Source organism: Leptospira yasudae, assembly GCF_003545925.1.
Lineage (GTDB): Bacteria > Spirochaetota > Leptospiria > Leptospirales > Leptospiraceae > Leptospira > Leptospira yasudae.
In genome coordinates this window covers 251,888-267,245 of record NZ_QHCU01000006.1, presented here as the reverse complement: position 1 = coordinate 267,245, position 15,358 = coordinate 251,888, and the positions used below count along the sequence as shown (strand labels likewise).

14 protein-coding genes are annotated in these 15,358 nt (G+C 46.4%); 8 read left to right on the top strand and 6 right to left on the bottom strand.

Annotated elements, in window-relative coordinates; genetic code table 11:
• Positions 1-47 precede the first annotated feature (47 nt).
• Both DLM76_RS17725 and DLM76_RS17715 read left to right on the top strand, forming a co-directional pair.
• On the top strand, positions 48-428 hold the full coding sequence (locus tag DLM76_RS17725) for a phosphatidylinositol phospholipase (RefSeq protein ID WP_118966019.1): 381 nt from the start codon (positions 48-50) through the stop codon (positions 426-428).
• Positions 429-1,115: 687 nt separating this feature from the next.
• The gene (locus tag DLM76_RS17715) at positions 1,116-1,331 is read left to right on the top strand and encodes a hypothetical protein (RefSeq protein WP_118957237.1); all 216 of its coding nucleotides are present in this window, start codon (positions 1,116-1,118) and stop codon (positions 1,329-1,331) included.
• Between the two features lie 53 nt (positions 1,332-1,384).
• On the opposite strand, the gene DLM76_RS17710 is transcribed toward DLM76_RS17715, so the two are convergent.
• Positions 1,385-2,839 (bottom strand): PP2C family protein-serine/threonine phosphatase, encoded by a 1,455-nt coding sequence (locus DLM76_RS17710; protein ID WP_118966017.1) that lies wholly within the window; start codon positions 2,837-2,839, stop codon positions 1,385-1,387.
• Positions 2,840-3,000: 161 nt separating this feature from the next.
• On the opposite strand from DLM76_RS17710, the gene DLM76_RS17705 reads away from it, so the two are divergent.
• Positions 3,001-4,449: an MBOAT family O-acyltransferase gene (locus tag DLM76_RS17705; RefSeq protein ID WP_118966016.1), complete on the top strand. Its 1,449-nt coding sequence runs from the start codon at positions 3,001-3,003 to the stop codon at positions 4,447-4,449.
• Here DLM76_RS17705 and DLM76_RS17700 read toward each other — a convergent pair.
• Positions 4,434-5,978 (bottom strand): hypothetical protein, encoded by a 1,545-nt coding sequence (locus DLM76_RS17700; RefSeq protein WP_118966015.1) that lies wholly within the window; start codon positions 5,976-5,978, stop codon positions 4,434-4,436. The two genes, DLM76_RS17705 and DLM76_RS17700, sit on opposite strands and share 16 nt — an antisense overlap.
• Positions 5,979-6,157: 179 nt before the next feature.
• Here DLM76_RS17700 and DLM76_RS17695 point away from each other — a divergent pair, with 179 nt between their 5' ends.
• The 4 genes from DLM76_RS17695 to pyk all read left to right on the top strand — a co-directional run bounded on the left by DLM76_RS17695 (position 6,158) and on the right by pyk (position 12,377).
• Positions 6,158-7,771 (top strand): LB_356 family protein, encoded by a 1,614-nt coding sequence (locus tag DLM76_RS17695; protein ID WP_429946435.1) that lies wholly within the window; start codon positions 6,158-6,160, stop codon positions 7,769-7,771.
• 65 nt (positions 7,772-7,836) lie between these two features.
• Positions 7,837-8,886: an aspartate-semialdehyde dehydrogenase gene (asd, locus tag DLM76_RS17690; protein ID WP_118966013.1), complete on the top strand. Its 1,050-nt coding sequence runs from the start codon at positions 7,837-7,839 to the stop codon at positions 8,884-8,886.
• 12 nt (positions 8,887-8,898) lie between these two features.
• Complete coding sequence (locus tag DLM76_RS17685; RefSeq protein ID WP_118966012.1) at positions 8,899-10,866, top strand: hypothetical protein; 1,968 nt, start codon at positions 8,899-8,901, stop codon at positions 10,864-10,866.
• A gap of 44 nt (positions 10,867-10,910) precedes the next feature.
• Complete coding sequence (pyk, locus tag DLM76_RS17680) at positions 10,911-12,377, top strand: pyruvate kinase (RefSeq protein ID WP_118957001.1); 1,467 nt, start codon at positions 10,911-10,913, stop codon at positions 12,375-12,377.
• Between the two features lie 172 nt (positions 12,378-12,549).
• Here the strand turns inward: pyk and DLM76_RS17675 are convergent, their stop codons facing one another.
• From DLM76_RS17675 to DLM76_RS17660, 4 genes are all read right to left on the bottom strand, one after another.
• Positions 12,550-13,437: a DUF1963 domain-containing protein gene (locus tag DLM76_RS17675; protein WP_118966011.1), complete on the bottom strand. Its 888-nt coding sequence runs from the start codon at positions 13,435-13,437 to the stop codon at positions 12,550-12,552.
• A 321-nt stretch (positions 13,438-13,758) separates the two neighbouring features.
• The gene (locus DLM76_RS17670; RefSeq protein ID WP_118957003.1) at positions 13,759-14,019 is read right to left on the bottom strand and encodes a hypothetical protein; all 261 of its coding nucleotides are present in this window, start codon (positions 14,017-14,019) and stop codon (positions 13,759-13,761) included.
• Entirely contained in the window at positions 14,016-14,399 is a 384-nt protein-coding gene (locus DLM76_RS17665) for an LBF_4227 family protein (protein ID WP_118966010.1), read from the bottom strand. Before DLM76_RS17665 ends, DLM76_RS17670 begins: the two co-directional genes overlap by 4 nt.
• Before the next feature lie 19 nt (positions 14,400-14,418).
• Complete coding sequence (locus DLM76_RS17660) at positions 14,419-14,697, bottom strand: DUF883 family protein (RefSeq protein ID WP_118957005.1); 279 nt, start codon at positions 14,695-14,697, stop codon at positions 14,419-14,421.
• A gap of 243 nt (positions 14,698-14,940) precedes the next feature.
• On the opposite strand from DLM76_RS17660, the gene DLM76_RS17655 reads away from it, so the two are divergent.
• Positions 14,941-15,354 carry a hypothetical protein gene (locus tag DLM76_RS17655; protein WP_118957006.1) on the top strand — a complete coding sequence of 138 codons (414 nt, stop codon included), beginning with the start codon at positions 14,941-14,943 and terminating at the stop codon, positions 15,352-15,354.
• The last annotated feature ends 4 nt before the right edge of the window (positions 15,355-15,358 follow it).

The window sequence follows — 15,358 nt, the reverse complement described above, 5'->3', positions numbered from 1 at the left end:
ATTCTTATTTTGTTTGTTTTTCAGCCTACGGCTGAAAATCTTTGTCCATGGCTTCCAAAGTGAAACGGTCTTCTTTTCAAAAATTGCTGAACGCAATGAAAAAGATGTCTCTCGAGGTAAACGATTACGAAATTTGCAGACGATTGGAAACGATCATGATGACGAGCAAAGAAGATCTGAGCCAAGTAGTCGTGAAGTCTCTTCTGGATAATCCTCTTGATTTTGATCCGAAAACGTTGCCGGAACCCTATGGCCAATACATCCGTCACTTCGTATACATGGTCAAAAGAAACAAAAAACAGGGGATCGATACGAACTTTGACGCCCCGTCCGGTTCAAGAACGTCCGACAAGCAAGCATCTCTTCCGATGGACCTAACAAAAGCGCCCGCTAAAAAAGCAGCCTCCAAAAAAGCCTCAAAACGCTAAAATCTCCCTGTGCTCAGCACAGGGCACGAAATCAAAGTATCAAATGACCAAGAATGGGCAAATGGCGACGTCTTCACGTCATCATTGGTCAAATCTACGAAGCCAAGGCCGAATTCTGGGCGAATCTACAACTGCCTAAATTTAAACACGACGGGAGTCCGTCAAATAAGAGGGGTGCCTGTAGCGGGTGTAGATTTAGCTGGATCAGAAACCGGAATTGGCGAAAAATCAAGGACTCTGACCTCTATGACAGCGCGATTATGTCACATACAATAACCCTTGTGCCTAAAAATAGGCAAACGTTCTCTCATCGCAGTGACGCTTGAGCCCTTGCACGAAGAGATGGCGCCGCCGCTGATCAAATGGTCGGATCGCTGATTTGAATAAAAGAAACTGAATTTCTTAAAAAAGGGCATGGCTCTAAAGAAGCCTTTTGCGTTGCGCCCTGCAAAAGAAAAGGCAGTGCCGGATTGCCGGCACGGCGGAATGGACTGGAACAGACTGGTCTTACAAGGCCGGAGCCTGCAAGCAGAGGCCCTTTGAGCGGATTAGAGACGGGAGCGGGCGGAGAATAAGAAGAAAACCATGCAATCTTGTCATGTGTAGGAAGAATTCCTGCGGATGCAAGGATGTCAGAAAAAGGAATTTACGAAAGCTCTGCGTTTTTCGACAATCAACGAAAGATTTATGGCTGAAGTAATTAAACTCCGCGTGCGGTGCCACGCCTGTTCGTATATGATCGAAGGCTCTGCGAAGTATGGTGCAGGCCATTATGTCCCCGAAGGAGTGGATTTTGAGTTCGTAGCAATTGGGAAAGTGGAAACGCCTAAAGGACGAAGAGTTAAAGCTGAAATTTCAGCAGCTTGTCCAAATTGTGGTGTAAAGAATAAGTGGACTGTCTAAGTCTTCAGTTCTGATTAAAAATAATCCTTATTAATTTACTTAGAATAATCAAATCACATAATATCGATTAATATTAAGCATATATCATCCTCTGCCTTGGAGGAACCCCTGAATTCGATTAAGTGCTGATCAATGCTTTCCGGCGTAACTTCGCTTGCGGGAGCGATCGTTCCGACGGAAGATCGTTTGGTCAACCAGCGGTACAACTCCCGATCCCCCAGCATTTTTTGTTCTGGGCTATGAGTTTCCGGGATTCCATCAGTAAAAATTGCAATTCTGTCTCCAGAGCTAATTCGAAGCTCCTTTTCCTTGTAGTCCATTTTCGGAAAAATGCCAAGAACCTTTCCTCCGGGTGAAAGAAATCTGAGCTTAAAATTGGGCATCGAATGATTAAAAATAATCCCTTTATTATGACCAGCATTGGAGTATTTAATTAGCTTCTTTTTAATGTTTAAGTAGATGTAGATTGCTGTAATGAAATTATCGTTTAGTTTGCCATAGACATCTTCGTTGATTTTTCGCAAGAGTTTGCCAGGGCGTTCCCAATATCCGGAATTCTTCTCAAAGCTGGATTTGAGCGTATTGAAAAACAAGGCGGCTCCGATTCCGTGACCGGAAATGTCCGCGAGAAAAATCCCATATTCGGTGCCGGAAATCCGGCGGATCGTATAAAAGTCTCCTCCCACAGGAAGCACTGGTTTGTAGAGAACCTGCATTCTTACGCTTTCTTCGGGACCGGGGAGATCCGCGCGTAAGGATTTTTTCTGAATCTTCTCCGCTTGGCGGAATTCTTTTTCGAGATCGAGCTTTTCTTTCAAAGTGTTCTCGTGTTCTAACTGCCGCGTATTGAGCAGTTCTTCCAAACGTGTGGAGATGACTGCGTGTAAATTTTGGATAAGAGAATCGGATTCTAAGCTTAAAATCTCCGTGGAAATCAGATATTTGAGCCGGTTTTCCGATCCGATTTTCCGTAAAAGATGAAATTGAAAATTCTTCCGTAAAAGTACTTCTGCCTCGTAGATTTGCGCGAAGTTTAGGCCGGAGCCTTCGGGAGAAAGGATTCTTTCGATGACTTGAGACGGGCTTTGATACGTAAAAGGACGTTCTTCGGTAAAGGAATACAACTTCCAACGATATATCTGAAACGTGTCCACGACTCTTTGGAGGTTGAATGTCCACGTTTTCGAAAGCGCCTGAAACCAGGATTCGAGCAAAGAAATTCTCGAGTAGTCCCGCCCTGGATGCGGTCTGTGATAATTTCCGAGTTCCTTGAGGATCGCGAGAATTTCGCGATGAATCGGTGTTAGGTCCGGAAAGGAATCGTTTACGAATTTCGTGCCGGAGAGAATTTTTTGCAGAGAATAAACCATGTCCTCTCGAAGAATCTGAAACAAGGTTTGTTTGAGTTCGTTTCGATCGATTTCCTGAGTTTCGATTCCGCTTTTAGAACCGAGAAGCCGAAGTTTGGACAAAAACATTTCCACTTCGAAGTCCAGATCCTCGGACAAGGAATCGGGGATTTCGGAAACGGCTTTTTGAATCGAGTTTAGAATTTCGTTCGATAAATCTTTCAGCTTCTTTTCTCCCTAAGATGTTCGCTGGAACTGAAAAACGGCTGGAGGATTTCCGTTTTGCCGAAATTCTGGATTCGTACGTCGCCGCGGTTTGAATGAATTTTACGACTCCACAATACTTTCTTTTTTTTGCAATCGTTTGGTGCGTTCGATGGGCTTTTGCCGCCTTCTTTCCGAAGAAGAATGTTTTCGTTTTGTATTTTCTTCTTTCGGTCAGTTATTTTTTCTATCTTTCCTGGGATTATCGCTTCGGGGCCTTGATCCTTTTTACGACCGTTCTGGATTACTCCGTGGGCCGGGGTTTGGACGCCGAGGAGAATCTTCGAAAACGGAAAATTCTTCTCCTTCTTTCTTTAATCGGAAATCTTGCGGTCCTCGGTTTTTTTAAGTATTTCAATTTCTTTACGGATTCGTTTTTAACGCTCTTTCATTCGTTTGGCTGGAACGTCGAGGCTCCTGCTTTGAAGGTGATTCTACCCGTTGGGATTTCGTTTTATACGTTTCAATCGCTGAGTTATTCGATCGACGTTTATAGAAAACAAATCCCGGCGGAAAAGAATTTCGCGCATTACGCCCTATTCCTTTCCTTTTTTCCGCAGCTCGTGGCGGGACCCATCGTTTCAGCGAGAATTCTTCTGCCTGCGCTTCGTTCCCTGTTTCGCTGGGAGAACGTTCCGATTCGAGAAGGAATTTGGCTGATTCTTTTGGGTTTCGTGAAGAAGGCAGTGATCGCCGACCGTATTTCCGTGATTTCCGACTTCGCTTATCAATTTCCGGAATCCGTTTCCACCGTTTTTGCCTGGATGGGCGTCGTTTCGTATGCGATCCAGATATACTGCGATTTTTCCGGTTATACGGACATCGCGATCGGTTCGGCGCTTCTTCTGGGAGTTCGTCTTCCTGAGAATTTCAAACTTCCGTATACGGCGGATAGTTTTTCCGATTTCTGGAGAAGATGGCATATATCCCTGTCCGGTTGGCTCCGCGAATATCTTTACATTCCTCTCGGAGGAAATCGAATCAGCGGACTTGTGACCTATCGCAATCTTTTGATCACCATGCTTCTCGGCGGTTTGTGGCACGGCGCGAGTTGGAACTTCGTCGTCTGGGGATTTTTACACGGGCTTTGTTTGGCTTTGGAGCGATGGTTTCGGGACCGGATCCGTTTCCCTTGGACGGAAGGTTCGCTCGCGGCTCGGATCGCGAAAATCCTATATCAGATTTTTGTAATTCTTTCCGTATGTTTGATCTGGATCTTTTTCCGATCCAAAACGTTTTCGGGGTCGATGGATCTGTTTGTCGCTCTTTTTCGGTTTCGCGACGGAATTGAGCCCACTTACACGATGCAGACTCAGTTCCTGACGATTTTTGGGCTGATGGCTGCGGCGGCCTGGATCGGCAGAAAAGAGGAATTCTCCGGTTCTTTTTCATCCTTTCGGGAGAATCTTCACTGGAGTCTTTTCGCTTTATGGAGCGCTCTCGGTTTTATCGTGGGCGTCGTCTTGACCGTGGAAACAAAACCCTTTCTCTATTTCGTTTTTTGAAATGGACGACGGAGCGCTTCTTGAATTCTGCGGGAATCTTCGTAGAGTAAGAAAGCTTCGTCTCCGCAGGGGAATCGTTTGGACGGAACTCCGTACACTTCCCGAATCCGCTGTTCTCCGAATCCTTTCGTAAACACCGCGACGGTTCCCGCGTAATTCTGCAGATATCGATCCTTGTTCGAAATCGTATGAGAACCTTCTAATGTTCCGTACGCGACATGAACGGAGCGGATCTTCTTTTTTGAAAAAACGAAAATTCTTTTCGCTGCCCAAAAATCGCTCACGACCAGAGAAATCGGCGTTTTTTCGGCGATTGTGTCGATGCACGCGGTTTCCTGTGGTACCCTCAGGGAGAGCCGAATTGGTTGATTTTGACCGTTTTCGGTCGATTTTTGCCCGAGAAACAAAAGCAAAAGGAATAAAAGAAAAATCCCGAGGGTAAGATAACGTTTCGGAAATCCGGCGACGAAACAAAGAAAGAAGGGCCCGAGGATTAACGCCGGTGCCGCATAACGCAGGCTATATTCGTCGATGTAAGATCCCGTTGCGACGGGAGCAAGCGCAAGAATCACAAAGAAGAAAAACAGAAACGCGGTCGATTTCGTTTTGCGAATTCTTTTTAAACCGACAAGTAAGGCAAACGCGAGAAGCAAGAGTAGGATCGCGGGCACCGGAACGTTTCCTTGCAAACCCGACGTGATCCAAAGTCGAGCTTCGGTAAAAAAACGAATTCCATCTTTCGTTGCTTGCGCGAGTGAAAGCTGCACGGGGATTCGTCCCGCCTTTTCGATATATAAAAACGATTTTAGAATCGCATGTAAGATCAATCCGGCGGAACCCGCGAACAACAGAAGCTTGGAACTTTCCGGAAAATATCGTTTCCATCCTTTCTCTTTTGGATTTGCAGTGAAAGAAAAGAGGAAACCGGCTAAGATTCCGGGAACGATCAACTCGATAAAGAGAATCCGATCGGACGCTGTGGTAAGCGCGATCCAAAGAAATAGCAAGATCGCGTTTCGTTTTTCCATTCTATGATGAATAAGAGGCCAAACATACAACGCGATTAAGAACGCACTCGCATGGATCGACGGTAAAAAGAGAATATACAAAGTCGGGAACCGGCTCGCAGCGAGGAGCAAAAACGAGATCAAAAGTAAAACCCAGGCCTTCACGCGCCTTGCTTCCTTTTTGGAGAGTTTTTTTCGGTTCCGTTCTTCCTTTGTGAAAATCCAGAAACGTTCCATAAGAACGGTGAATGCGATCGTCTGTAAGAATGCGAAACAAAGCAGAGCCTGATATGCGTTTTCAAAAAACAAAAGAAGGATCGATACGGTCGGGAAGTCCGGAAAAAAATACGGAGAGGGGGTGAACGACCAGGAAAGAAAATTTCCTCCATCCCGAAACACATCCAGGGCAAGCGCCGGAAGATACAGGATGTCCGAGTTCAGATAAATTCCTTCCGGACTTCGCGTCAGGGAATAAAACAAGGAAAGAAAAAAGAGAATCAGGCTGAGAACATACTTCCACATTCTTCCCGAAAGAATTCCCGGATGGAATTGAGGGTAAAGTCAAAAAAGAAGTTCCTGGACAGACAACGCTCGGTTGCAAGAATTTGCAACGTCGGGTTTTGAAAACGAGGGATTACTTGGAACAACGGGAAACTGCGGAATCGAAAACGGAACGATCGCAACGAAGCGGGAAACAATGGATTCTTCTGGGGAGCGGGATTCTTTTTTTATTCCTCATCGACTTTTTATTCTTTCGCGTTCTGATCTGGAAGGTTCCGAACGAATCTCCTTGGAGTTCCAATCACTTCTATAATTTTTTATACGAATACTTTTCGCTTCGGGAAAAACGAAAACTACATCCGAGGGTTCTTATCGTCGGTTCGAGCATTGCGCATTATTCCTTCGATCGGGAATCCTTCCGTAAAGAGATCGTTGCCAGAACCGGAAAAGAAGTCGAGGTAGAGTTTCTTTCTTACGCGGGGATGACACCCCTCGACGCATGGCTTTGCCGGAAAAAGATCGCCGAACTGGAACCTGACTTCGTCGTGTTTCCGATCAATTTCATCGATTGGAGATTGCACCGCGCATACTCGATGAATCCCGAAAATAAAAATGAAACCATCGACCCTCAGATTCTTCTTTTGGACGCGCTGAATTTTTTCGAAGCGCCCCAATCCCGTTTTATTTTTCCGTTGGAAACCGCGTTGGAATTTTTTTCCGATCTCGGCTTTGCAAGAACTTCCGAGTATATCGTGTCGGGACTTTTCGGTTTTTATCGGTATAAGGACGTTTTTTGGAAAAATCTCCGTTCTCTTTACGATCATCGTTACGGAAGAAATACGAGTTATCACGGTTACAACGGGGTCCAAATCCCGGAACGGGTAACTTCTCTCGGTTGGACCGGACAAAAATTTTCTTTTGTTCCGACGAAAACGATGAAAAAGGACGGATTTTTAATCCAGATCGTTCCGGAAATTCTCGCCTCCGGGCAGCTTGAAATTACATTCCAAAAAGAGAATGTAGTTCAGTCGTTTCTCTTTACCGAACCGGGTTGGAAAAAGATTCTTTTGGACAAAGCGTTTTATGCGAGCGACGCGTCGTCCGATCCGAATGACGACGTAAATTCGGCCGCGGAAACCGATGATGGATCGTCCCGTGCGAAGAACGTTCCGCGTGATCCGCTGATTCACGCTGAACTTTCGAATACTTGGATTCCGTATTATGCTTCGGGTGAAAACAAGGACTGGAGCTACGATCGACTCGGGGTTCGATTGCAGCAAACGTTCGGGACGGACATTCCCCGAAACGGAATGCAATACACCAGAGAGGAACGGTTGGAGGATCTTCGGTATATCGGCATGAGCGATTTGGAATATTCTAAATACTTTAACTTCCGATTGCTCGACGATTACGCTCAAAGACCCGGGATCGGTTATCTGATCGCCCTTCGGGATGCGAAGGTCCGCATCCGCGACGAAAAGTTCGTTCCGGTGCTTCACTTTCAGTATCTCGAAAAGTTCGCCGGATTTTTGAAAGAAAAACGGATTTCCCTCTGGATCGTCAACAATCCCGAAAACCCGATCAGCCTCGGATGGTATGAACATTCGAACTGGTATCGGGACCACCTTTCGTTTTTAGAATCCCTCGCCGGAGCCGGGGTTTCGTTCAGCGATTTACGGCATTCTTTGCTCATGCAGGACTTCAGCGATTATCATCATTTCACCTTCCCGGGTATGATGAAAATGAGTTCGATTTACGCGGAAGAATTCGTCAAAATTTCTGAAAGACAACGCAAGAATCCTTTAAAACCATGATAAACGAGCCGAATTCGGCCAATAATATCGAAATGTGAGGGCGGGCTTTTCCGTTTTATTCAATTATGAGCAGGGTCAAAGTTGCCGTTTTAGGCGCCACCGGTTCCGTAGGTCAGCGATTCATTCAATTGCTGGAGAATCATCCGTACTTTGAAGTCACACATCTTTGTGCTTCCGAAAACAGCGCCGGCAAGACGTACGGCGAGGTTATGAAGACGAGATGGAAGATTTCTTCCGATATTCCTGCTTATGCAAAAAACATCGTCATCACGACTCCCGATCCCGAAAAAACCAAGGGTGTCGCATTAGCATTTTCCGGTTTGGACGCGAGCATCGCGGGCGAAGTGGAAACGAACTACGCGAATGCGGGAATTCATATCATATCCAATTCTAAAAATCATAGAATGGACCCGACGGTTCCTCTTCTTTCCGCGGAAGTCAACGCGTCGCACCTAGACGTTCTGACTTCTCAAAAGACCAAAGGAAAGATCATCACCAATTCGAACTGTACGATCATGGGCGTTACGATTTCTCTCAAGCCACTTTACGATCGTTTCGGAATCGAATCCGTTATGCTTTTTTCGATGCAGGCGATCAGCGGCGCGGGTTATCCCGGAGTTCCGACCATGGACATTTTAGGAAACGTGGTTCCTCATATCGGAGGAGAAGAAGAAAAAGCGGAGATCGAACCTCTCAAATGCCTCGGCAAAGTGGAGAACGGCAAAATCGTTCACGCGGATTTTCCGATTTCCGCACATTGCAACCGCGTTCCGGTCTTTGACGGACATACGGTATGTGTGTCGGTGAAGTTTAAAAAGAAACCGACGCAGGAGGAAATTCTTGCCGCTTGGAAAGAATTTTCCGGAGAACCGCAAAAGCTCGGACTTCCGCTCGCTCCGAATCCTCCGATTTTATATCGGGAAGAAGCGGATCGTCCGCAGCCGAGATTGGATCTCGATACAGGAAAGGGCATGACTACGGTAATCGGTCGTCTCAGACCCGATCCTGTGTTCGATTGGAAATATGTCGTCTTGAGTCACAATACGATTCGAGGAGCGGCGGGCGCTGCGTTATTAAATGCAGAACTTCTTTACAAAAAAAATTTCCTTGGATGATACTGTCATTCCATGTTGGAACCTCAGTCTCCTGAACTCAAAGTAGCGGATTATAATACTGCATTGCAGTTGACTCAGTCGCTTGAGTCCAGGGGCGATTTCCAATACAAGGGAATTCACAAACTTCTTCTCGTGGTCGGCGATTGGACGGATAAGTTCGTCGCGAACAAAATTCTTCCCAACGCCGATCAATTAGCCAGAGAATTAAACATCGAGAAGGAAAGGATTCAAACCTATCTCAAAGAACTCTGCACAAAATACAATCCCCCGATCATAAAAAAAATCTGCATGGTGGATTTCAATCCGAGCGGAGACGGCGCGGACGGAAGAATCGATTCGTATCTCAAGATGAACCCGGTCTTTGCAAGACCGCAGCCGACCGACGCTTCTACGAGCCATCGTTATGTGGACGGGGTCAATCAAACCACGTTTACTTCCATCCAGCGATGGGCGAAAGAAAAACGGGTTTTCCCCGGAAAGGAAGAATTTGTTAAGCGAATTCATGCCGCGATCCTTGAAAACAAACTCACGGACACGTACGCTTCCACAGAAATCGGAAGTCTTTTTAACGACCCTTTGGACGTAACTCCGGGCCTAAAACAGGTTACGGTGAACATTCATCTCAAACCGGTCCTCAAAAGACTGGTGGAGCAGAAAGTATTGTTCTTTTTTCGAAACGAACACGCTCTCAATCCGGGAAACCGTTCCGTTTTTTACTACAACGTTCACGACGAGATTCTCGGAAGAATCGAAGCGTATAAGAGTTTCCTAATGGACCGTCTGATCCCCGAACTTCAAAAGATCGGTGCGGTAAGCGCTTTGACTGCGGAGGAAAAGGAAAACACGAGAACCCTCGTCAATTCCATCATGCCGTATCTGAGCCCGGCGTACGGAGATCAGAAAACCGCGATGGAAGAACTTCTTGCGCTGATCCATTTCGAGGAAGAGGACAAGGAAAAAAAGGAAAAAGAAGAGAAGAAGGTCAAGCTCAACGAGATTCTCGACTATGTCAAATCCGCGAATCGTCTCGTGGATCTGAATTTTCTCCGATTCCGCGGACAACAGCTCGAAGAGGATATCCGCACGCTCGTCGCCAACCACGAACAGATTCTTCACACGGAGTTCGCGGACAAGAACGCCCTTTATACGTATGTTCTTCATAAACTCTCGATTTCGGGTGCGATCGAAGCGGCGCGAAAAATCTTCGCTTCCACCGGAAACGACGCCGAGATCCGGATTTTGGACCGGATGAAGGTGAAGGATTTTATCGACAACCGCGATGTGGCGGCTTCTTTCGATAAGCTCGAACTTTCGAGTCTGTTCAAGTATCTTCCTTTTTTTACGAGACTCTGGAGAAATCTTTTCGGAAACGCGACGGTTCATAAGTTCGAAGCGGAACAGATCCGAGCGCATAACGCCGTTGAGTTGAACAAACGAGTCGTCGAAGCCCGCACCAAAAAGATTCAGGAAGACGCTTCTAAACTCGCGGAAAAACGCGTTAAGGAAAAAGAAGCCAAGGAACAAGCGGAGAAACAGGCGCGTAAACAAGCGGCCGCACACGCAAAGGACGATAAGATTCCTTCCGCGTCCGCTCCCAAGGACGTCGATCCGCAGAACGCGAAACTTCTCGAGCGGGTTCTGGATATTCTGGACGATTATTGGTCCAGCCGTCAATACCCCGATCGCAACATTCTTCTGTATGAAATGGACGGAGAAATCGACGAGGAAGGTTTGATCAACTTACTCAAGAAGTTCGGAAAGAACGAAATCTTCTCCTTTATGGTCCGCAATCAGGAAGAACGATATACGTTTCCGATTCTCGTGACGAGACGTTACCTCAAAAAGAACGGAAGGGACCTGATGGAAAAATCTTCCGCGATCATCAGCGAACAAAAGGACGCGAGCATGCCCGATCAGGATTTGTTCGACTTCTGTATTTCCCTCGACGATTTTCTGAAGAAAACCCTGCCGAAAATCTGATTCCAGATTGTCCTGCGCCCCGCGCTCCCGAATAAAGGTACTACATGAAGAGCGAATCCTCTGTTTTTAGAAAAACGAAAATTATCTGTACCATCGGACCTGCCACCGCCGATAAAAAAATGATTCAGGCGCTCGCCGAAGCGGGGATGAACGTGGCTCGACTGAACATGTCCCACGGGAATCACGACTTTCACAGAAGCATCATTCGCAATATTAAGGCTCTCAATAAAGACGTTCTCAAAAATCCGATCGCGATTCTACTCGATACGCAAGGTCCCGAAATCAGAACGGGGGATCTTCAGGTCGATCACCTCGATTTGAAAGTCGGAGAGACGTTCACCTTTCATATCATTCCCGGAGAAGAATCCGAGGAACAATCCGTTTTCGTAAATTACAAGGACATCGTCAAAGATCTCAAAGTAGGAGATCCGGTCACGGTGGACAACGGTTTGATCAATCTCGTCGTAGAAGAGATCAACGATTCCGCTCTCAAGTGTAAGGTTTTGGACGGAGGAAGGCTCGGTTCGAGAAAGCACATCAATCTTCCCGGAATCCGCGTAAATCTTCCTTCGATCACGGCAAAGGATCATAAGGACATTCTTTTCGGATTGGAAGAAGACGTGGACTTTATCGCACTTTCCTTTGTCCGTTCGGTGGAAGACATCAACCAGCTGAAACAAATCATCGAAGAAAACGAAGGTCACGCGCAGATCATCGCAAAGATCGAAGATCAGGAAGCGGTTCGCAACATGAAAGAGATCGTAGCGGCCTCGGACGGAGTCATGGTCGCACGCGGCGATCTCGGTGTGGAAGTTCCGATCGAAGAACTTCCGATTTTGCAAAGAGCCATCATCAAAGAATGCGCTCTCAAAGGAAAACGAGTCATCGTTGCGACTCACCTCTTGGAATCGATGATCAGCAATCCTTCTCCCACAAGAGCCGAGGTAACGGACGTCGCAAACGCGATCTACGAAGAAGCGGACGCGATCATGTTGTCGGGCGAAACCGCCGCCGGAAAATTCCCGATCCGCTGTGTGGAGATGATGGACAAGATCGCTCAGCGCGTCGAAAAGACGGGCGGAGTGAATTACGTAAAAGATAAAATTCCTCAGGACAAAAAAGAACAGATGGCGAGATCCGCGTCGGAACTTGCAGATTCTCTAAAGTGTCCCGCGATCATCGTGATCACGAGAAGGGGGACGACCGCGCTCAACGTGGCGGGATTTCATCCTCATTATCCTTTGATCTACGCGTTTACGAATATGACTACGGTTCGCCGGAAACTTTGGCTGACACGCGGAGTGATTCCGTATCGGATCGATTTTTCCAGAGATCCTGAAAAGACGATCCGACTTGCGATCGAAACCCTAAAGAAAGCGGGGAGAATCGAGGACGGAGATCAGGTTGTGATTCTATCCGACATCATCGCCGGAGAGGATCGTGTGGAGACCATTCAGATCCGCGAAGTAAAAACGTATCCTGCAATCGAACCGGAAACCGCTTCCAAATAAAATTCGCAGACTCGATTCGAGGTCGGATAGACTCGAATGGAAAGAGTTTCAAACTGCTTTTTTCGATAAAAAACCTCTATAAGATTTATCTTATAGAGGTCGGCGACGGCTCGATTCTATGCCGAATCGAGCCGATTGACGAGTTCCATCTGCGCTCGGTTGAAAGGTTGCTTTACGTTCCCGAATAGGTCGAGTAGGCTTTCTCGAATTTTTTCTTCTTCAAATCCTTCCGATCGATTCGAATGTGAAAGTGTCCTTCGCCGATTTCGGAATGGAATATTAGGATTTCCGAATTTTCTTCGATTGCAAGGGAGGGTTTCTTACGACGGGATTTGCCGCTTTCTTCGTCGTCCTCATCGTCCATACGTTCGTCTTCTCCCTGCCAAAATAGGGGTCTTCCGAAAATTCTAAGGCTCGGATTCCAGGTCGCGACTTCGGCCTTGAGAAGTTTGGTCAGCTTGTCGTACAACGCTTTCGGGAGAAGTTTCGCGATCGTTCTGTAGTCGTACGCGTCGCCCGCCACATAGAAAAGATATTTCGGTGAAAAGGAAAGTCTGTAGGCCGCGTCCCTGTATTCTTCCAAATAATATTCCGGTTCGGGAAGGGAATCCTCGTCTGGGTATTCTATGACTTTTAAATTCTCGATCGGTCCTTCGTAAAATTTTAAGATGAACTCGCCTTCGACCGTATCGAAGATATAAAGAATTCCTGCGTCCGGAAAGAGATTTTCAATATCATACTTTTTGAATTCGGCGATATTGAGCTGCGCGAAAAAATACGTTTCTTTCGGCCAGAATTTCGCGTTGGGAAGATGCGGAAGCCCTTTCATCTTCGAGGCGCCGAGTGGAATCTTCTTTTCCGGGGTTTCCTTTTCGTCGATATCGATGAAGTAGCGCAATGCTTGGGCAAGAATCTTCGGCGTAACCGTCTCATCGTCGCCGAAATACACCGAAGAAGTTCCGTCGTAATAAGTTCCTTCCGCCGGAATCTTTTCCAAAAGACCTTTCGGATACGGATATTCGAGAACGAGTTTTTTTGCTGCAGAAATCGGGGTGCTCATAGAATTCCTTTTTGTTCGTTTTTATAATTCGAAAGCGTTATGCGTCTTGCGAACAAACAATCAACAAAGAGTCAAGGAAAGTATTGAGCCGGAAATGTGGGAGCTCCCACGTTTCTGGCGCGAGGATTTTGGTTGCTGAAAGTAGATTTTTCTGGTAGAGGGAATTTGCCGGAGATTTCCCACAAAGCCCGCCACCACCACCCGAACTAGGGTGGGGGCCCGGCGCTATTACGGAAAAATCGTCGTACCTCCGACAACATCCAAGTGCCCCGAAAATTCGGAGCAACACTTCTTCTTATGCGGAGGGTTTTAAAAAACGAATTATTCTTCGTCGGGAGAATATACGTGATCGGGAACTTTGAGAAAGGACTGTAAGAATTCTCCCATGCCCAATTTATCCAGAGCTTCTACGATCATACCGGTATAATTGATCGAAGACTGGAATTTTTCGAATTCCAAACGCACTCTCAGTTTTTGAATGTGGAGATAGAGTTTTAATTCTTCAAGACTCATCTCGGAAGGATCTTTGCCGAGAAAACGGTCGCTTCCTTCAAACGGATTGAGATCCGGAAATTCCTTCATGACCGGTCCTTGATCCGAAGAGAAGAGGCGGCTAACCACAAAAAGACGATCGAAAGGAAAAAGCTGATTCCCCCCGTGCCCAAGCTGGAGATGAGAAGATCGCCTCCCGTGATTCTATGGATAAAAACGAACGCTCCGCCTAACAACCCGATGGAACCGAATGCGAGAAAGAAAAGCCCGATCTTGAGAAAGATATAGGCTTGGATTCCCGCCTGAAACCGCTTGATGAGGAATTTTTTTCCGTAGAGGAGAAGGGTTTGGAAGTATTCCAGAACGGAATCCACCAAAGAGAGGAAATGCGATTTGAGATCGTTTCCTCGTTTCGTAGAATCGGAGTCGTACGATTCCGTTTTGGAATCTGATTTTCTTTTTTTAGCCATCGGTTCCCGGAGGTTTGTATTATTTTCTGCGAATCAGCATTCCGACGAGAAGTCCGATTCCGAGTCCCACTCCGAGTCCGATCAAAGCCGCCTTCTGCGGATTTTCCTTGATATAAGTTCCGGTTTCGTCAATAATTTGTTTCGCTCTTTCGGAAGTGTCTCCCGAGATCTGTTTGATCTTTTCCTTAAGATCGGAAACGTGTTCGAGATATTCTTCGCGCGCTTTGCCGGTGATGCGTTTCGCTTTGTCCTTTAAGGACTCCACTTCTTCATTGAAATCTTCCGCCTTGGATGTCATGGATGATTCCTCCCGATTCTTTTTGTAAGTTTTCCGTCTGTAGAATCAACCACTTTCGTTCTTTTGCAGGAAGGTTTTTCTCTCGAATTTTGAAGTCTAAGTAAAAGAGTGGAAAAATCCGTTCGAGAAAAGACGCAAACGCCCGGAACCTTTTCGGATCGCCTACGATCAAAAAGTCGATTCCTCGTTTCGATGTGAAAATTTTTTGCAGGTTAAGAATCATCCCAGTGTTAGGATAAACGTATGAATTGGATCAGTAAGCTGGTTCGTCTCAGAAGACGTCAAAAGCAAAGAATCTTCAACAAGGCGTACCGCCAGGCTCTGAAGTTAATGAAGAAAGAATTCAAGGCGGAACGAGACCGTCATCTTCAGGCGGAGAAAGAACTCGAGAAATATTACAGAAAAGACGTGGATACCGAGGCGAAAAAAACTCGGAAGAAAATTCAGGAACTCGACAACTTCAAACTTCTTTTGGAAAGAAGAGAGATGGAATTGGATTCCAAGATCGTGTTCTTAAACGAACAACTTCAAAAGATCGAAGAGCTCAAAGCGAGAATGGACGGCGCGGTCAACCTCATGGCAAGAGCCGGATCGCTTTCCAACGGAGCCGTCGACGACGCGGAAAAGATCAAACAAACCCTCAAAAAGGTTTTCTAATCCT